16 protein-coding genes are annotated in these 16,933 nt (G+C 62.4%); 6 read left to right on the top strand and 10 right to left on the bottom strand.

Annotation, left to right across the window (positions count from 1 at the left end):
- Positions 1-5: 5 nt before the first annotated feature.
- The gene (locus ACR9ZN_RS03310; protein ID WP_454817896.1) at positions 6-965 is read right to left on the bottom strand and encodes an NAD(P)/FAD-dependent oxidoreductase; all 960 of its coding nucleotides are present in this window, start codon (positions 963-965) and stop codon (positions 6-8) included.
- A gap of 207 nt (positions 966-1,172) precedes the next feature.
- On the opposite strand from ACR9ZN_RS03310, the gene ACR9ZN_RS03305 reads away from it, so the two are divergent.
- The gene (locus ACR9ZN_RS03305; protein ID WP_434960753.1) at positions 1,173-1,637 is read left to right on the top strand and encodes an Rrf2 family transcriptional regulator; all 465 of its coding nucleotides are present in this window, start codon (positions 1,173-1,175) and stop codon (positions 1,635-1,637) included.
- A 29-nt stretch (positions 1,638-1,666) separates the two neighbouring features.
- Here the strand turns inward: ACR9ZN_RS03305 and ACR9ZN_RS03300 are convergent, their stop codons facing one another.
- Positions 1,667-2,140, bottom strand: a complete 474-nt coding sequence (locus ACR9ZN_RS03300) for a winged helix-turn-helix transcriptional regulator (protein ID WP_454817900.1) — start codon at positions 2,138-2,140, stop codon at positions 1,667-1,669.
- A gap of 180 nt (positions 2,141-2,320) precedes the next feature.
- Here ACR9ZN_RS03300 and ACR9ZN_RS03295 point away from each other — a divergent pair, with 180 nt between their 5' ends.
- Positions 2,321-3,241: an alpha/beta fold hydrolase gene (locus tag ACR9ZN_RS03295; RefSeq protein WP_481271347.1), complete on the top strand. Its 921-nt coding sequence runs from the start codon at positions 2,321-2,323 to the stop codon at positions 3,239-3,241.
- Between the two features lie 88 nt (positions 3,242-3,329).
- Here the strand turns inward: ACR9ZN_RS03295 and ACR9ZN_RS03290 are convergent, their stop codons facing one another.
- Positions 3,330-3,938, bottom strand: coding sequence for a TetR/AcrR family transcriptional regulator (locus ACR9ZN_RS03290; protein ID WP_481271346.1), 609 nt, complete (start codon positions 3,936-3,938; stop codon positions 3,330-3,332).
- Between the two features lie 315 nt (positions 3,939-4,253).
- Here ACR9ZN_RS03290 and ACR9ZN_RS03285 point away from each other — a divergent pair, with 315 nt between their 5' ends.
- Complete coding sequence (locus ACR9ZN_RS03285) at positions 4,254-4,553, top strand: I78 family peptidase inhibitor (RefSeq protein ID WP_481271345.1); 300 nt, start codon at positions 4,254-4,256, stop codon at positions 4,551-4,553.
- A 48-nt stretch (positions 4,554-4,601) separates the two neighbouring features.
- Here ACR9ZN_RS03285 and ACR9ZN_RS03280 read toward each other — a convergent pair whose 3' ends face one another.
- Positions 4,602-4,850, bottom strand: a complete 249-nt coding sequence (locus tag ACR9ZN_RS03280) for a hypothetical protein (RefSeq protein ID WP_434960758.1) — start codon at positions 4,848-4,850, stop codon at positions 4,602-4,604.
- Positions 4,851-5,001: 151 nt separating this feature from the next.
- Positions 5,002-5,706: a DUF3053 family protein gene (locus ACR9ZN_RS03275; protein ID WP_481271344.1), complete on the bottom strand. Its 705-nt coding sequence runs from the start codon at positions 5,704-5,706 to the stop codon at positions 5,002-5,004.
- 375 nt (positions 5,707-6,081) lie between these two features.
- On the opposite strand from ACR9ZN_RS03275, the gene ACR9ZN_RS03270 reads away from it, so the two are divergent.
- Positions 6,082-7,509 (top strand): CoA transferase, encoded by a 1,428-nt coding sequence (locus ACR9ZN_RS03270; protein WP_481271343.1) that lies wholly within the window; start codon positions 6,082-6,084, stop codon positions 7,507-7,509.
- Between the two features lie 59 nt (positions 7,510-7,568).
- Here ACR9ZN_RS03270 and ACR9ZN_RS03265 read toward each other — a convergent pair whose 3' ends face one another.
- Entirely contained in the window at positions 7,569-7,988 is a 420-nt protein-coding gene (locus ACR9ZN_RS03265) for a hypothetical protein (protein WP_454817914.1), read from the bottom strand.
- Positions 7,985-9,613 (bottom strand): chaperonin GroEL, encoded by a 1,629-nt coding sequence (gene groL, locus ACR9ZN_RS03260; RefSeq protein ID WP_481271342.1) that lies wholly within the window; start codon positions 9,611-9,613, stop codon positions 7,985-7,987. Before groL ends, ACR9ZN_RS03265 begins: the two co-directional genes overlap by 4 nt.
- A 1,333-nt stretch (positions 9,614-10,946) precedes the next feature.
- Between groL and ACR9ZN_RS03255 the strand changes: the two genes are divergently transcribed.
- Positions 10,947-11,873 carry a cation diffusion facilitator family transporter gene (locus ACR9ZN_RS03255; protein ID WP_481271341.1) on the top strand — a complete coding sequence of 309 codons (927 nt, stop codon included), beginning with the start codon at positions 10,947-10,949 and terminating at the stop codon, positions 11,871-11,873.
- Between the two features lie 117 nt (positions 11,874-11,990).
- Here ACR9ZN_RS03255 and ACR9ZN_RS03250 read toward each other — a convergent pair whose 3' ends face one another.
- Entirely contained in the window at positions 11,991-12,713 is a 723-nt protein-coding gene (locus ACR9ZN_RS03250; protein ID WP_454817921.1) for a class I SAM-dependent methyltransferase, read from the bottom strand.
- Positions 12,714-13,111: 398 nt separating this feature from the next.
- Between ACR9ZN_RS03250 and ACR9ZN_RS03245 the strand changes: the two genes are divergently transcribed.
- Entirely contained in the window at positions 13,112-14,371 is a 1,260-nt protein-coding gene (locus ACR9ZN_RS03245) for an NAD(P)/FAD-dependent oxidoreductase (RefSeq protein ID WP_454817923.1), read from the top strand.
- Between the two features lie 22 nt (positions 14,372-14,393).
- On the opposite strand, the gene ACR9ZN_RS03240 is transcribed toward ACR9ZN_RS03245, so the two are convergent.
- On the bottom strand, positions 14,394-16,184 hold the full coding sequence (locus tag ACR9ZN_RS03240) for an ATP-binding response regulator (protein WP_481271340.1): 1,791 nt from the start codon (positions 16,182-16,184) through the stop codon (positions 14,394-14,396).
- Positions 16,185-16,799 carry a response regulator gene (locus ACR9ZN_RS03235; protein WP_481271339.1) on the bottom strand — a complete coding sequence of 205 codons (615 nt, stop codon included), beginning with the start codon at positions 16,797-16,799 and terminating at the stop codon, positions 16,185-16,187. It lies immediately after the preceding gene.
- Between the last annotated feature and the right edge of the window lie 134 nt (positions 16,800-16,933).

The following is a 16,933-nucleotide window of genomic DNA, read 5'->3' as shown; positions in this document are numbered from 1 at the left end:
GCGGATCATCCATGCGCGCCGCTGTCGAAAACAAGCGAGCGGTGCGCGGACACACCTGCCATCACACCGGCTGCAGACGCCAGCGTCGCATTTGCCATCATGCTGGTGACATCGCCAGCGGCAAAAACGCCCTCGATGCTGGTGCGCTTCTGGTCGTCGACGCCGATGAGGGGCCCGAGGGGGCCGTCCTCGATGCGGCATCCGAGCTGTTCGGCAAGGGGAGACGTCAAATAGGTCTGTGGTGCGGTGAAAATGGCTTCGACCGGCACCGTCAGGCCATCCGCGGATCGGACGGCCTCGACCGCCGTGCCGGATCCGATAATCTCGACGATCGGGCTGCGTTCGACCTCGATCTTGCGCATACGAAACAGGGGGAGGAGTTCCTCATCCGGCTCGAACCGGCCCTGAGTGAAATAGACAGTCGGGCCCCAGTCCGACACGAGGACGGCCTGATGCGCCGACATCGGATGGTTGGCGATTACGCCGAGGCGGCGATCCGCGACCTCATAGCCGTGACAATAGGGACAGCTGAAGATGGAAAGGCCCCAGCGCTCGCGCATGCCGGCGATCTCCGGCAGGTCGTCCCCGACGCCGGTTGCCAGGATCAGCCGCCGGCCGCGCACGGTGCCTTTTTCTCCCAGATCGATTTCGAAGAAATCTCCGTTCTTGCGTGCCTGCAGGGCCTGTCCGGCGAGAAAACCGAAAGTCGGATAGGCGGAGAGCTGGGCAAGAGCGGTGCCGATGATCTCGCGCGGGGGCCGTCCATCCTGTCCGAGAAAGCCATGGGCGTTCTCGACGAAGCGGTTTCGCGGCTGGCCGCCATCGACGAGAAGCACGCGGCGTCGGGCGCGGGCGAGCTGCATTGCGGCCGAGACGCCGGCAAAACTGCCGCCGATGATGATGACGTCGTGATCAGCGGCGTGGCGAGGGCGGTCGATACCGTCGAGAGGCGATGCGGCGATCATTGGAGCACCTGTAGGTCCGGAGTTGAGAAACGGCTCGCTGGCATGCCTGCCAGATTCGTATCATTAAGAGTTACATGATATGCGAGGCGCTCAAGAACGCAACTTTTATTGTTACGAGATCATATTGCGGCTATCTCTGCATCAGCGGAATCTGCGTGCAACGGTGCGATTGCCGGAGCGGGGATGCCGGAAGAAAAGGGAACGGAAATGGCTCGCGACAGCCGGCTGTCACGCATGCTCCATGTGCTGCTCCACATCGATCAGGCCGAGCGCGGCCTGACCTCGGATGAGATCGGCAGGATGCTCGATACCAATCCCGTGGTGATCCGCCGCACCATGGCCGGACTGAGGGAGCAGGGCTATGTGACGTCGGAGAAAGGCCATGGCGGCGGCTGGAAACTGGCCCGGCCCCTCGATCAATTCACTTTGCGCGATGTCTATGCCGCCATCGGCGAGCCGCCCATATTCGCCCTGGGTCTGGCCGAGGACCACCCGCAATGCCTGGTCGAACAGGCTGTGAATGCGCGTCTCGACGATGCGCTCGGCAAAGCCCGCCAATTGCTGCTCGATCAGTTTGCCAAGGTGACGCTGGCGGATCTCTCCGGCGATTTCCAGGCGCGCCTGGCGGCGCACCGTGAACGCGGCTGCGATGGGCATGGGGAGGAACGGTAGAACGACCTGCTGCGCCAGCGAGCAGGGGCTCAGTTCTTCTCCTCCATATCTGCTCCACCCGGTGGGCTGCGGACGAAGGTGTCCTGCGCGCCCAGCACGCGTCCGTCCTGGGCACGAAGCTCAAGCCGTCGCACGGGCAGGGTGGTTTTCTTATCCACCAACAGCACATGGGCTTCGTCCGGCTCGAAGAAGAAATCCTCTCCCCATTGCCGCAAGGCCACCAGAACCAGGAATAGGCCGCGGCCCTTCTCGGTCAGGACGTATTCGTAATGGGGACCGCCGTCACCGGCGGGCGCCAGATCCATGATGCCGTGGGCCACCAGGTTGCGGAGCCGGGCCGAGAGGATGTTCTTGGCCAGGCCAAGGCTCTTCTGAAACTCGCCGAACCGACGCAGGCCATCGAAGGCGTCGCGCACGATCAGCAGCGACCACCAGTCGCCGATCGCATCCAGCGGCCGGGCGACGCCGCACGCAGATTCCCGGTGGCTTACCCGCTTGGCCATGGCACTCGCCGATCCATCCTTGTTCGTGCCGAGGGGACGGCTCGACTGTCACGCATCGAAACGCGCTCCAGCCGTTCCCGGCTTGTCCCTCGAACTCATAGCATATCGGTTGCAAATTAAAACTGCAGGATTTAGTCCTGTCATGGTTTCAATCTAAAACCATGACAGGAGATATTCCCAATGATCGAGGCGGAAGCGACCTTCGACGGCACCTTTCCATTCGCTCCACACTTCACCAATGCCGCCGGTTTTCGAATGCACTATGTCGATGAGGGCCTCGATGATGGCGAACCCGTCCTGTGCCTGCATGGCGAGCCGACCTGGGGCTATCTTTTCCGTCATCTGATTCCCGTTATGAGCCGGACGCATCGCGTGCTCGTTCCCGATCATATGGGTTTCGGCAAGAGCGGGACCCCGGCAGGCCGCAGCTATTGGCTCCAGGACCACATCGACAATCTCGAGCGCTTCGTCCTCGCGCTCGACCTCAGCCAGATCACTCTCGTCATGCATGATTTCGGCGGCCCCGTCGGCATGGGCCTTGCCGCCCGGCAGCCGCAGCGGATCCGTCGGATCATCTCGGTCAATGGACCGACGCCCTTCGGGCAAGCCGATCTCGTCGAGCGCCTCACGGCCAATGCACAAGCGGCGCCCTGGTTCCAATGGATTGCCCGGGCCCATGCCGGGGGCGTGTTGAGGAGCGTGCTCGGCCAGCTCGGCTTCAACATCCTGAGCACACTGAAGCTCAACGGTTTCGAGAACAATGCCGTCATCACCGACGCATGGCTCTCGGCCTATGGCGCTCCTTTTTCAGATCCGGCTGAATGCCTGGGTGCCATCGGCTGGGCAGAGGGTTTTGCCCTAGGCGCCCACCGTTTCGAGCAGCCGGGCCCAGTGGCCTTCGAGATCATCCGCGACAAACCCGCCTTGGCGATCTGGGGCGAAGCAGACCGCACATTGCGGGCAGCGCATTTCCTGCCCTTGTTCTCCGAACTCTTCCCCCAGGCTCCCGTCGAGCGGCTCGCCGGAGTCGGGCATTATTGTTTCGAGGACGCTCCCGATGTCATCGCCGATCTGATCTGCAATTTCATTTGCCGGTCGTGATTTGACGCAGAAGGCCTCGGTGAGAGGCTCAATGAGTGGGCGATCCGGAAAGGCTGGATAGCATCGATCGCCCAGGCTGAAAGGCCTCTTATCGAACGCTTGGCGAACCGGTTTGCGCCTGGAGCAACTGCATGGCGAGGCGAGTTACGTCCTGCAGGCGCTCGCGCGATACGCCGTCCCGCGCCTTGACCGACAGGCCATGCATCACGGTGGCGAAAGTGTCGCCGAGGGCGCGGGCATCCGCCTCGGGCCGCAACTCGCCCTCGCGGATGGCGCGATCGAGCCGTCCGGTGATCGCACTCGTCTGAGCGCGGCGGCGCTCGGCCAGCCAGTCGCCTATCTTCGTATTCTCGGTCGCGCAATTGGTGGCTGCAGTGACGACCATGCAGCCCCAAGGCTTTCCCGGCCGCGTATAGGTGTCCACCGCCTCCCGAAAGATCCGTTCGGCCGCCGCCAGGGCCGTCGGCTCCTGGGCCAGCGCCCGTTCCACGAAGCCGCCTTCTTGCGCTTCGTAAAGCGCGACCGCTTCCCGGAACAAATCCTCCTTGGAGCCAAAGGCGGCATAGATGCGCGCCGAGGCGAGGCCAAGTTCGCACACGAGGTCGGCCATGGAAGTTCCCTCATAGCCACGGCTCCAAAAGACGTCACGTGCCTTTGCCAGGGCCTCGCCACGATCGAACTCCCGAGGGCGCGCCATCGAAGCCTCCATTCTTGTCCAATCAACAAATAATTCTTCACGAGCCACATGGCAAGCCGTGCGCCTGCAGGCGCTTTTTCCGGACGACAGACGTTCGGCGCGTTCAGCCTGCATATCGAGGTCAAGCAGCAGGGGTGAGCGTCAGGACGTTTTTTGAATGTTTGACATAAGGAATGCTATGGAATAATTTGAAATATATGAATTAAATCATATTTTTTGATTGAGTTTCATCCGACGGGATGAAAGGGCGAGGTACAATCCGGCATGACAGGCTCGATCGGTTCTGCCGGTCAAATACTGCAATGAGGAATCAGCATGCTTACCAGCCAGATCAGGCCCTTCCTGCCGTTCATACCCGTTGCCCTGCTGGCACTGACGGCCTGCGCTTCCAATGCCGCACAGTCGGGGCCATCTTCATCTTGCGTGGCGGGGGCGGCGCAGCGTCTGGTCGGCCAGCCCAAGCCGGCGGACGATGAGGCCAGGAAACTGACAGGTGCCCAGATCGTGCGCCAGATCAAGCCGGGCCAAGCCGTCACCTTCGATTTTCGTCAGGATCGGGTCACTATCACCACCAACCCGGCGACCGGGCGGGTGGTCAGCGCCAGTTGCGGCTGAGCGACTGCCCATCCCCACCGGCAAGGTTCCTTGTTCAGGGTGGCCTGGTTACATCCAGCTTCTGCCGTCGCCGCTGGAGCAGCCATAGGGCGGCAGGCGGTCCCCGAAACGCTTTTGCAACTGATAGCAGCCCCATTTGCGCAGGGCCATCGGCATGCGGCTGTTGAGCTCGATGCCCACTTCGTCGAGCGGGTCCTTGGCAGCCGTCACATAGTCGTACCAGCGATAGCCGGCCGTGCCGACGATGGCGATGACGGCCACAGCCACGATCATGATGAGTTTTCGCAAGATCAGCATATTCGATACCTCAAGCAGGGCGCGTTCAGAGCTGGAGGCATATTTGCTCCAGCTCCTTGTTTCCAAGCCAATCCGACGGATTGGCTTGAGCGTCTTTGCGATTCTGGCGATTCCGTCAAATCGCAAAGACGCTTCAGGGCGTGATGACATCCTACTGGAATGAGCGGAATTTCTGCTGGAGAGCCATCGCGGCCTGTCCCTTGGCGTTGAAATCGTCGAGAAGCGGCTGCAAGGCCGACAGGGTCTTCTGATCCTTGGCGGTGATCATCATGCCGCTGACCTCGAGCCTGTCCTTATTGCCGGTGATGAAATCGGAGAGCCGCAAGGCAGCAGTGGTCATGTCCTGGACCGGCGGCAACATCTGCTTGACGTTCCTGGCAACCTCCGTCACGTCCCGCTCATAGGCCTTGTCGAAGACGGCCTTGAGATCGTCCGGCTGCTTGAGCTGCGCCTTGGCAGCGTCGGCCTTGGCAAGGGCCTGGTCGATGGCGCCGCCGAGCTCGCCGACAAGATTGTGCACGGCTGCCAGATCCTCGCGCCGCGTCGCCAGATCGCTCATCGAGCGAATAGAGCCCTTGGCCATGATGGCGCCGAAGCGCTGCTGTAGATTGCCAGGCTCACCCGTCGGGCCTGCCGCGAAGTCGATGATGATGGCGTAGTCCTTGACGTACGGGCCGAAGGCGTCCTTCTGGTTGCCGCTCAATTGCGGCACATGGGCGCCGGGCTTGTCGAGAATGCGGGTTTGCAGGAATTCGATGAATTCCTTGCGCTGGCTGGGTTCCTGGTCGCCGCAGGCGGAAAGGGCAAGGCAGAGTAGAACACCCACAAACGCTATGGGTCGGGCAAACACATTCATACTATCGATTCCAGGCAATTCGAATTGCGTGATTTGATGAGCGGTTCTAGCAAGAACATTGAAATCATGTCGATTTCCAGCTTTCCAACAGCAGGACGAAGCCAATCGAAGAAAAGCAAGAACAAGAGGAAGGCAGGATAAGTATCTCAAGAGCAAAGCGCGTTCATGGCTGGCGCTCGTCAGCTCTAACGCCTTGTTTGGACGCATCTTTGCGATTCTGGGCGGGCTCGCCGAACCGAAAAACGCTTTAGCATGCCGCACCGTTCATTCAAGCCTTGTGCACGACTAGATCGATATGCGCCCTCCGGCGGTCGGCGAAGTCTGGGCCGAGGTGCCCCGAAATTGTTCATTGAAGAAAATCATATTGAGGCTTCCATGCGCGACGATACGGCTCCGACATTTCTATCGTCGACGGTCTCAGCTCCCGCTGCGTATTTCCTGCGCGAGATCTGGCAAGCCGTCGGCGGAGATCCTGCGCATCTCAGCCATCTGACGATAGAAGGCGCCGGTGCTCTGCCCTCGACATTCCACGTTACCGATCTCGCCGGCGCGGCGGTGGCCGCCGCCAGCCTCTCTGTCGCCGAACTGGCGTCGTTGCGACAAGGCAAATTCCCCGCCGTGCAGGTCGATCGGCGGCTGGCCTCGTTCTGGTTCCTCACCACGCTACGGCCGCAGGGATGGTCGATGCCGCCGCTATGGGATGCTGTGGCCGGCGATTATAGGGCGGCAGATGGCTGGATCCGGCTGCACACGAATGCTCCGCATCACCGCGATGCAGCCTTGGCTGTCCTGAGGACGCATGCCGAACGCGAGGCGGTGGCTGCCGCCGTGAAGCAATGGCAGGCGGCGGCCCTGGAGACGGCCATCGTGGCGAAGAATGGCTGCGCCGCCACCATGCGGACGCTCGCGCAATGGGCCGATCATCCACAGGGAAGGGCCGTCAATGCCGAGCCGCTGCTGCATCGTAGCAGCACCGCTGGCGGTGACCGGCCACACCTACCGCTGTCGGCAGGTCGGCCTTTGCAGGGCATCCGCGTACTGGACCTGACGCGCATTCTTGCCGGTCCCGTTGCGACGCGCTTCCTCGCGGGCTTTGGGGCAGAGGTTCTGCGCATCGATCCCCCGGGTTGGGAGGAGCCGGGCACCGTGCCGGAGGTCGTGCTCGGCAAACGCTGCGCCCGGCTTGATCTGAAGAACCCCGACGGTCTGCGCACGCTGGAGCAACTGCTCGCGCGGGCGGATATCTTCGTTCACGGCTATCGGCCCGATGCGCTTGCCCGTCTCGGGCTTGATTCGACGCGCCGCCGGCAACTCAATCCGGGACTGGTCGATGTGTGCCTGGACGCCTATGGCTGGAGCGGCCCCTGGAGCGGACGGCGAGGCTATGACAGCCTGATTCAGATGAGCACGGGCATTGCCGATGCAGGCATGCGCGCGGCAGGGCAAGACCGCCCGACACCGCTGCCCGGGCAGGCAATCGACCATGCCACCGGCTACCTCCTGGCCGCCGCGGCCGTCCGGGGGCTGGTGGAACGGCTGCAGACGGGGCGGGGATGCGAGATACGCGGATCGCTCGCGCGCACCGCGCGCTTGCTGGTTTCAGGTGGCAACCAACCGGACGATACCGAAGCGCCAGCGCCCGAGCAACCTTTCGACTGGTCCGACCTCGTCGAGCAGACCGGTTGGGGACCGGCCCGCCGCATCCGCCCGCCCGTTGCGATCGCGGATATCCCAATGATGTGGGATTTGCCCGCGCCGAAGTTGGGATCTTCAGCGGCGGCCTGGCTGGCCGACAAGGCCTGACCACGCACCCGCAGCAGCGCTGCTCATGCCTGAACGCCCCCGCTCCTTAGGCCGTGGCTCTAGGACTTGGCCAGGGAAGCGCGTTTTTGTGCCGGGTGATTCCAATAGGTGGTCTGGCCCTGATAGGCCGTGACCCCGGCAATGGCCGTGGTCACGAGCGCCGCGGCGAGCGTCGCCACGATACAGACGGCGAAATAGTGCTGGCGACGAGCGATCCCCCGGCGGACCTTCCTGGCCCGGGATTTTCCCTCGATAAGGTCCAGCAATGTTTCTTTCCGCACCAAGATTTCGCCCTCGAACTGTCGATATGACGTAACGACAAGGCAGGACGCAATCAGACCTGTCAGTGCGATTTCGCACATTGCGATCATCATCTGGCCGCAATGGCTGAAAAGGGGAATGAGGCCGGCGCGACGACCGTTGCATACGGGATTGCCGTCGGAACCCGCGAGGAGGCGGGTTCCGTAAACGGCCGTCAAAAGCCCATGCCACCGCCTCCGGGCATGGCTGGCGGCGCCTCCTTGTCAGGCAACTCAGCCACCAGAGCTTCGGTGGTGATCAGCAGGGCGGCGATTGACGCCGCCCCCTGCAGGGCTGTCCGCACCACTTTGGCGGGATCGATCACGCCGGCCCGGACAAGATCTTGGTATTCACCCGTGTAGGCATTGTAGCCCCAACTATAGCTATCCTTTTCCAGAAGCTTGCCGATGATGATGCTGGCATCGGCGCCGGCATTCGCCGCGATCTGCCGCGCCGGCACTTCGATTGCGCGTCTGACGATATCGATGCCGGTCTTCTGGTCGCTATTGCCCGGTTTCACGCTGTCGAGGGCGCCGAGCGAACGCAACAGGGCTACGCCACCGCCGGGAAGAATGCCTTCTTCCACGGCCGCGCGGGTGGCGTGGAGTGCATCGTCGACCCGATCCTTGCGCTCCTTGACCTCGACTTCGGTAGCGCCGCCGACCCGGATCACCGCCACGCCGCCCGCCAGCTTGGCCAGGCGTTCCTGCAGTTTCTCCCGGTCGTAGTCAGAGCTGGTCTCCTCGATCTGCGCCCGGATCTGGGCGATGCGGGCCTGGATCTCGGCCTTCTTGCCAGCGCCGTTGACGATGGTGGTGCTTTCCTTCTCGATCACCACCTTCTTGGCCTGCCCAAGCATTTGCAGGTCGATATTTTCGAGCTTGATGCCGAGATCCTCGCTGACGACGCTGCCGCCGGTGAGAATGGCGATGTCTTCCAGCATGGCCTTGCGGCGGTCACCGAAGCCCGGCGCCTTGACGGCGGCAATCTTCAGCCCGCCGCGCAGTTTGTTCACCACCAGCGTGGCGAGTGCCTCGCCATCCACATCCTCGGCGATGATCAGCAGGGGGCGGCCACTTTGCACGACGGCTTCGAGCAAGGGGAGCAATGCTTGAAGACTGGAGAGCTTCTTTTCATGGATGAGGATGTAGGGATCTTCGAGGTCGGCCCGCATCTTCTCCGCATTGGTGACGAAATAGGGCGAGATGTAGCCCCGATCGAACTGCATGCCTTCCACCACCTCGAGTTCGGTGGCCAGCGCCTTTGCTTCCTCGACGGTGATCACGCCCTCATTGCCGACCTTCTTCATCGCCTTGGCCAGGAACTCGCCGATCTCCGCATCGCCATTGGCCGAGATGGTGCCGACCTGGGCGATTTCATCGTTCTTGGTAACCTTGCGAGCGTGCTTCCTGAGATCGGCGACCACGGCTTCCACTGCCATGTCGATACCGCGTTTGAGATCCATCGGATTCATGCCGGCGGCGACAGCCTTGGCGCCCTCCCTGACGATGGCCTGGGCCAGAACGGTAGCGGTGGTGGTGCCGTCACCAGCCGAGTCCGAGGTTTTGGCGGCGACCTCGCGGACCAATTGGGCCCCCATATTCTCGAACCTGTCTTCCAGTTCGATTTCCTTGGCGACGGTCACGCCATCCTTGGTGATGCGGGGGGCGCCGAAACTTTTTTCGATGACGACATTCCGGCCCTTGGGGCCGAGCGTCACCTTGACCGCGTTCGCAAGCACGTCCACGCCTTGCAGCATCTTCTCACGTGCTTCGGATGAGAACTTCACGTCCTTGGCAGCCATGACAATTCCTCCTTTGACTGGCTCGACGTTTGGCAGAAATGCGCCTTTTCGCGCTAACTTCTTGTTTTGTCGTGTTTTCTTAATCGAAAAGTGTATCAACTTTTTCGGAAAACGCTCTAGCCCAAATATGAACCTGGCTTCTCTCCTGTTCTAGCTCTCAACATTTCTGCGACGGAAGAGCAAACGGGCCGGAATTATCCCTTGGCGCCGGCAAGAGGGCGTCGCAAATGTCGGAAGGGGCCGCTTTGTGCACGGTTGCGGGAATGCTCTGCAGCAGACCTTGGCTGCGCCGCGAGGGTCCCTCTCCATTCGATCGGCAGGTGCGGTCGTCGAGTGGATACGCTGCCGGAAGCGCACCTGAAGGTGCAATGATCCTGCAAGGAACCCGGTATAGTGGATATTGTCGGTGGGAAGAGGACGATATTTCGCATTCCACCCGATCTGGCGGTTTGCCAAGCACGGTCGAGGGTGTAATGCTTGCCGCGTTCCACGACTCGCCAACAAGCATACATTCCTGAATGAAACCCCCCTCCAAGCCTTTCTTTGTCGAGGTCAGGCGATCGCGATCGACTCCGACCCAGGCCTCTCCACCCCCGCGACAGACGTCGTCCTGGGAGGATACGCCTGAGCCTGCGAGTTCGCGATCCAGAGCTTGGCAACATGCTGAGCAATTCTTTCAGCCTCGACCTGTCGGCCCTGGGGCCGAGCGCCCAGAGCCTGCTCCTCTGGAGCCTGTGGCTGTTCCCGCTCAGGCCGCAGTCGAGCAGAAAAGCGAGGCCGAGGTTTCCCCGCGAGTCGAGGCTCGTGGTGGAGAGGAAGGCAAGAACGGCGCCAAACGCGGCCGGAAGGTCGCTAAGGTCCCGGCGCTTGAACCGGAGGAGGCGAAGACTTCTTCGGTAAAAAAGGCGCGCAAGAAAAAGGTGCCACGGGAAGATTCCGTTTCCGTGCAATCGCAGCCATCAGCCTCTCGGCCGGAGGAGGCCAGCACGGTCCTGCATAAGGCGCCTTCTGCTTCGAGTTCATATCTGGACGGCACCGCCGCCGAGGATGAAGCCGAGGTGGGCGGGCGAAAGCCCCTGTCGGCGCGCGCCGCGCGCTCCGCAGCCAAGCCTGCAGAACGCTGGACTTGCCGGTTGCGGCATGTCCGCCGGAGTTCTGGGCGCGGGCCGCATCGGATAATTGCGTCCGCAACACACTTCCAGTCTCGCCAAAGGCATCGCCTTTCGACTGACGCTGTTGGTACGACCGTCTGCCTGCCGGGCGATGCCCGGGCCTGCGTGCATTCAGCGCGGAGGGTAAAGGCGTTGGCTGTTCGGCAAAGCGGGGGCTGAAGGTGTACACGGAACAAGGCATTCTCAAAGTCTCGATCGCCGTCACGATTTTCGTGGCCGGCTTCGGCGTCGTGTTCGGCCTGCTTTCCGGCTCCTTCTCCATCGTCTTCGACGGCGTCTATATGCTGGTCGATGCCAGCATGAGCGGCCTTGCGCTGATCGTGGCGAGCCTGATTGCGGCCAATTCGTCTCCCGCCACCGCCGTGGGCAAGCTGCATGAGCGCTTCACCATGGGCTTTTGGCACCTGGAGCCGATGGTTCTCGGCCTCAACGGTGTGATGCTGATCGGAGCGGCCATCTATGCGATGATCAATGCCATTGGCAGCCTGATGGTCGGTGGCAGGGATCTCCAATTCGGATATGCCATCCTCTATGCAGCCGTGGCCTTGGCGGCCTGCGTCGCCATGGCCGTGGTCGAGACCCGCATGAACCGGACCATTCGCTCCGATTTCGTGGCGCTCGATGCCAAGGCCTGGATCATGTCGGCCTCGATCACCGGGGCGCTCCTTCTGGCCTTCTGCATCGGCTACGCGATCGAAGGGACCCGTTTGGACTGGCTCACGCCCTATGTCGACCCCGCGGTCCTGCTCCTGCTTTGCCTGGTCATCATTCCTCTGCCGGTTTCGACCGTCAGGCAGGCCCTGTCCGAAATCCTTCTGGTGACGCCATCCTCTCTCAAGGACCATGTCGACACCGTCGCCAAGACCTTCGTCGCCAAATATGGCTTCCTGACCCACAAGGCCTATGTCGCAAAGGTCGGCCGAGGCCGGCAGATCGAGCTTTATTTCATCGTGCCGGCTGGCCGGCCCGCCATGCGCCTGGAGGAATGGGATCGGATCCGTGACAAGATCGGCGAAGCGATTGGCGGGGAGAGCCGGGATCGTTGGCTGACCATCGCCTTCACCACCGATGTCGAATGGGCGGTGTAAGGCGGGCCAAGGTCGCCAGTCTGACCTCCAACCTCGCTGAGGCTGTAATTTCTGATAGAAATTATTTATTTATATCAAATTTTTACGGTTATTTTCTAAAGTAACACAGAAGGGAGGTTAAGGCAAAATCCTGGCCTTGAGCCATAGGAAGAGGGGCAGACGCGTCCACTGATTGAGGCGGTCCGTATTCGCAATGTCGGGAACGGGCTCACGCAGGGCCGTGATCGCCAAGCCCGCTTGCGAGAGCGCGGCGACATAGTCCTCGAGCGGCTGCGACCAACCGGCGAAGTGCATGCGAAGGCCATCATGCTCCTCTTCGCCCTCGAAGCGCACGCGGCCGTAATAGCTGCCCTCCAGGACGAAGGGCGCATCGGGTGCGGGGCCGGCGAAGTGACCCCGATCCCGAAAGGGATGCACCAGTGAAATCAGGAACTCGCCGGCCGGCTTGAGGACGCGCCGGGCTTCGGCAACGGCAGCAGGGACATCCTCGACATCCATCAGGACGTTGTAGGCCACGACCAGATCGAAGCTCGCAGCAGCGAAGGGCAGGCGAGCAGCACTGGCGACGGCATAAGCGTCGGCCGATTCCGCTTCCCGGGCAGCATCGACCATGGGCGCCACGGCATCGGTTGCCGTTACGTGATAGCCCAGCTTGCGCAGTTCGCGGCTGACCCGCCCTTCACCGCAGCCGATCTCCAGAGCCTTGCCCTGGCCGGGGCCGATGAATGCGAGCAGTGACTGGCGATAGGCCCAGAAGGCGTCATGTTCGGGCGAGCGCGCCCAAGCGATCCATTGCTGGGCGACACCGGTCCAATGGGCTTCGTCCGATGAACGGTCCATCTTGTCTCACTCCGATCGGATTGCGATGATTCGAAGCGGCGAACCTAAAGCAAGGCGCGTTCAGGCGGAAACGGCCTTTGTCCGGGCCTTTGTTTCGAGACGCCTTGGTGATTCCGATCGTCACGTCGAACCGCGAGATGCTTTCGGAGAGTGCCCACAGCGCGCGCAAAAGACCATTGCCGTCTCCAGGCTTTTCTCGCGAGCCGAGCGGCAAACCAGCGCGGTTGCGGCACCACTCGACGAAATTGCTTGCGGGCATGCCGGCGCTCGGCGCAAGGACAGGCGCGAAATGGCCGGCCGTCATATGCTCCACGATGGAACGGTCAGGTCTTGGTTACGATCGAGGTCTTGGCCATGATTGAGGTCTTGACCCCGATATTGCTTGGAGGCGGGGGTCCATGGTTCAGGTCATCAGGCAATCGAGCGATGTGCTGGTACTCGGTGCCGGCATCATCGGTGTCTCGATTGCTCTGCATCTTCAGAAATTGGGACGATCCGTCATTCTCGTCGACCGGCGCCCCCCCGGCGAGGAAACCAGCTACGGCAATGCGGGCCTGATCGAGCGCGCAAGCGTCATTCCCTACGGCTTTCCGCGCGAGCTCTCGACGGTTCTCCACTATGGGCTGAACCTGTCGGCGGATGTGCGCTACCATTGGCGCTTCCTGCCCAAGGCCCTGCCGTGGCTCGCGCGTTTCTGGTGGGAATCCTCTCCCAGGCGGCTGCGTCAGGCTGCCCTCGACATGCTACCTTTGATCGAGCATTCGGTCGATGAGCATGCCAAGCTGATGGCCGATGCCGGCATTTCGGAACAATTGCGACCGACCGGCTGGATGGAGGCCTATCGCACCACCGCGGCCTTTGAAAAAGCCTGTTCGGCGGCCAGACAGCTCGACGAATTCGGCCTGCGCTACGATCTGCTTGGCGCTTCCGCTCTGCGCGAGAGAGAACCGAATCTTGCGGGGGTGTTCGCAGGCGCGGTGCATTGGCGCGATCCGGCCACGATTGCCGATCCCGGTCGGCTGGTGAAGGATTATGCCGCGCTTTTCAGCCGCAATGGCGGCAGCTTCGTTGAAGCCGACGCGACCGCCCTGCGCCAAGAGGAGGACGGCTGGAGCCTGGAGACCCCGACCCGACACTATCATGCGCGCGAGGCCGTCGTCGCCCTCGGGCCGTGGTCGGACCGGCTCTACACGAAATTCGGCTATCGCATGCCGCTCGCGGTCAAGCGCGGCTATCATGTGCATTTCAAGCCAGCTCCCGGCGCCGTACTCAATCGACCTATCGTCGACATCGAGCGCGGTTATCTGCTGGCGCCGATGACCCGCGGTATCCGACTGACGACGGGAATCGAGTTCGCCTCACGCGATCACGCGCCGACGCCGGTGCAGCTCGACCGGACCGAACCTCATGCCCGCGAGGTGTTTCCGCTCGATCAGCGCGTCGAGGCCGAGCCCTGGATGGGATCGCGCCCATGCCTGCCGGATATGCGTCCCGTGATCGGCCCGGCACCGCGCCACAAGGGTCTTTGGTTCGCCTTCGGCCACAACCACCATGGCTTGACGCTCGGCCCGGCCACGGGGCGGCTGCTGTCGGAAATGATGATGGGGCTGCCCACTTTTGCCAATCCGGCTCCCTTTGCGATGGGTCGATTCGGCTGAAGGCGACGGCCAGCCGGCGCGTTCAGCCATGAGCGCGCTTTGCCCCAAGCGACATGGTGGTGCGGATCTTGGTGAAAAGGGCGGCCGGCAGAACCGGCTTGTGCAGCAGGGGAATGCCGCTGGCCTCCGCTTCGCGCAGCCGTTCAGGCGCGGTATCGCCAGTGATGAGAATGGCAGGCAAGCCGGGGATTTGTTCCCGCAGGATCGCAATCGCCTCCGCGCCGGTCCGCTGCTCGCGCAAGCGGTAGTCGCAGATCACCAGATCCGGCGCCAGACGGCCGAGGCAAAGCCGCGCCTCCTCGATGCCTTCTACCGCCTCACACTGCGCTCCCCAGGTTGTGAGCAGGCGCAGCATGCCTTCCCGGACGGCTTCGTCGTCGTCGATGACGAGGATCCGGCATGGCGCGCCCAACGCCGTGTGTTCGGCCAAGGATTCGGACGGCGCGGGATCGGCAGGCATACCCGCCTGCCCTGTGGCGAGCGGCAGGACGAGAGCGAATTTGCTGCCGCGGCCGACCACCGAGCGAAGCCGTAATTCATGATTGGCCGCCCGGGCGAGCCGCTCGGTAATGGCCAATCCCAGGCCAAGTCCCTTGCGGCGGTCACGCTCGGGGTTGCCGAGTTGATGAAACTCGCGAAAGATCTCCTGCTGATTGTCGGCGGCGATACCGATGCCGCTGTCCCAGACCTCGACATGCACCTGATCGAAACGGCGCCGGCAGCCGATCAGCACGCCACCGCGATCAGTATAGCGAATGGCGTTGGAGATCAGATTGCGGAGGATCAGTTCAACCAGCGCTGGGTCCGATTCCACCACGACATCGGTATCGCGCTGGCGGTAGACGATGCCTTTTTCATCCGCCGACGGGGCAAGTTCAGTGCCGATCCTGTTGAGCAGAGGCTGGAGTTCGAAACAGCGCTTGCTCACCGTGACCACGCCGGCTTCGAGCCGCGAGAAATCGAGAAGCGTGTTGAGCATGTCGCCCGAGGCGCTTGAGGCGGCGCGGGCATTGTCCAGGATTTCGCGTTGCTGTGCCGTCAATTGGCCGCGGGCGAGCACTTCCAGGAACAGGCCCTGGGCATGGATAGGTTGGCGAAGATCGTGGCTGGCGGCGGCCAGGAATTTCGATTTCGCCTGGTTGGCCGTTTCTGCCTCGAGGCGAGCAGCCTGGGCGACCGCCGTCTCCTGGCGCAGGCGCTCCACCAATTCGTTGTTGTCGAAACGCAGCTCCACCATTTTTTGGAAGGTCTGCGAAGCGCTTCGCGCCGAAGCGATGATGGCGATGCAGAATAATATGCTGCCGATCGCCATCCCCCAATACATTGGATCGCCAAGCGTGATCAGCTTGAGGGCCAGTAGGGCGATGAACACGACCGAATAGCCGACAAAGGCCGGCAATACGGGAGCCATGAAAGTGAGGGATCCGGCCTGGATGCCGGCCATGAAGCAGATCAGCAACGCTATGGCGAGCGGAGAAGCCTGATCGAAGGCGATCCAGGGCAATATGCCCCGCAAGACGCCGATCGCCGTGGCAAGGATGATGGTATAGCGCTGATAGCGGCCGACCTCGGCAACGGGATCCGGGCTGTCGCGAAAGCGGCTGGCGAGCAGGCGCAAAAAGGGCACGGGGAGAGAAGCGCAGACCGCCCAGATTGCCAAGGGAAGCACCGGAGCATCCAGGGCGAAGATGACGGCCATCGCCGCATTGCCGATGCCGCCGATGATGAAGGCGAACGGCGCCGTGCCGAGCATGAAGCGAAGCTGCTCCGCAGCAATGCGAGCTGGGACCGGCTTGAACCAGGGAACCGCCATTCAGCGCATCAAGCCACGTTCGCGGGCCACGGCCACGGCCTCAGCCCGGCTCGCCACATTGAAGGCGGCCAGCAATGCCTGGACATGCACGCGCACGGTATTTTCCGACAGGTTGAGGTGTCGCCCGATCACCTTGTTGGAATAACCCCGGCCCAATTGGTCGAGAACCTCGTATTGACGCGGCGTGAGCTGGGCCTGGCTTCTGGCGGCGGAGTGGGCAACCTCGCCGGGCGGCATCTCTCCCCGCAGGGCGCCTTCGACGGTGGCGACGATACGATCGGTCGGCTCCGCCTTGGACAGGAAGGCCGCGGCGCCCTTGGCCAGCGCTTCCGCCCGGGTGTCGACATCGTCATGCGAGGTGAGGATGATCACCGGCGCGCCCGGCCAGCGTCGCCTGAACACCGCAAGCCCTTCCATTCCGCTCAGGCCGGGCATCTCGATATCGAGCAGCACCGCATGGGGCCGCACCTGATTCTCGGCGATGGCCTGGGCGATCGAGCCGGCTTCGCGGATCATGGCATGCGGCAACCCCTGCTCCAGCACCAGGCGCAAGCCCGCGCGCAGGAGCGAGTGATCGTCGATCAGGAGCAAGTGCAGCGGCGATGGGGCGTGCATGACACCTCACTCTAGGCCAGTTGCCGAGCTTAGACCATTAGTCCATGCAGACTAGTCCAAGACAGACTATGGAAAAGGCTCTAAGAAGTTTCTAAAGTCGCTTTGACCAACGGGTTGGAGTTGAGTGGAGCAAC

The organism is Labrys sp. HAY1-8F (assembly GCF_056754975.1).
The sequence above is the reverse complement of the archived record's forward strand: the minus strand, read 5'-3'. Positions and strand labels throughout refer to the sequence as shown.

Bases quoted from the DNA above. Each gene is read 5' to 3' on its own strand.
- ACR9ZN_RS03310 (WP_454817896.1), bottom strand. From the start codon at position 965: ATGATCGCCGCATCGCCTCTCGACGGTATCGACCGCCCTCGCCACGCC.
- ACR9ZN_RS03305 (WP_434960753.1), top strand. From the start codon at position 1,173: ATGGCTCGCGACAGCCGGCTGTCACGCATGCTCCATGTGCTGCTCCAC.
- ACR9ZN_RS03300 (WP_454817900.1), bottom strand. From the start codon at position 2,140: ATGGCCAAGCGGGTAAGCCACCGGGAATCTGCGTGCGGCGTCGCCCGG.
- ACR9ZN_RS03295 (WP_481271347.1), top strand. From the start codon at position 2,321: ATGATCGAGGCGGAAGCGACCTTCGACGGCACCTTTCCATTCGCTCCA.
- ACR9ZN_RS03290 (WP_481271346.1), bottom strand. From the start codon at position 3,938: ATGGCGCGCCCTCGGGAGTTCGATCGTGGCGAGGCCCTGGCAAAGGCA.
- ACR9ZN_RS03285 (WP_481271345.1), top strand. From the start codon at position 4,254: ATGCTTACCAGCCAGATCAGGCCCTTCCTGCCGTTCATACCCGTTGCC.
- ACR9ZN_RS03280 (WP_434960758.1), bottom strand. From the start codon at position 4,850: ATGCTGATCTTGCGAAAACTCATCATGATCGTGGCTGTGGCCGTCATC.
- ACR9ZN_RS03275 (WP_481271344.1), bottom strand. From the start codon at position 5,706: ATGAATGTGTTTGCCCGACCCATAGCGTTTGTGGGTGTTCTACTCTGC.
- ACR9ZN_RS03270 (WP_481271343.1), top strand. From the start codon at position 6,082: ATGCGCGACGATACGGCTCCGACATTTCTATCGTCGACGGTCTCAGCT.
- groL (WP_481271342.1), bottom strand. From the start codon at position 9,613: ATGGCTGCCAAGGACGTGAAGTTCTCATCCGAAGCACGTGAGAAGATG.
- ACR9ZN_RS03250 (WP_454817921.1), bottom strand. From the start codon at position 12,713: ATGGACCGTTCATCGGACGAAGCCCATTGGACCGGTGTCGCCCAGCAA.
- ACR9ZN_RS03245 (WP_454817923.1), top strand. From the start codon at position 13,112: ATGGTTCAGGTCATCAGGCAATCGAGCGATGTGCTGGTACTCGGTGCC.
- ACR9ZN_RS03240 (WP_481271340.1), bottom strand. From the start codon at position 16,184: ATGGCGGTTCCCTGGTTCAAGCCGGTCCCAGCTCGCATTGCTGCGGAG.
- ACR9ZN_RS03235 (WP_481271339.1), bottom strand. From the start codon at position 16,799: ATGCACGCCCCATCGCCGCTGCACTTGCTCCTGATCGACGATCACTCG.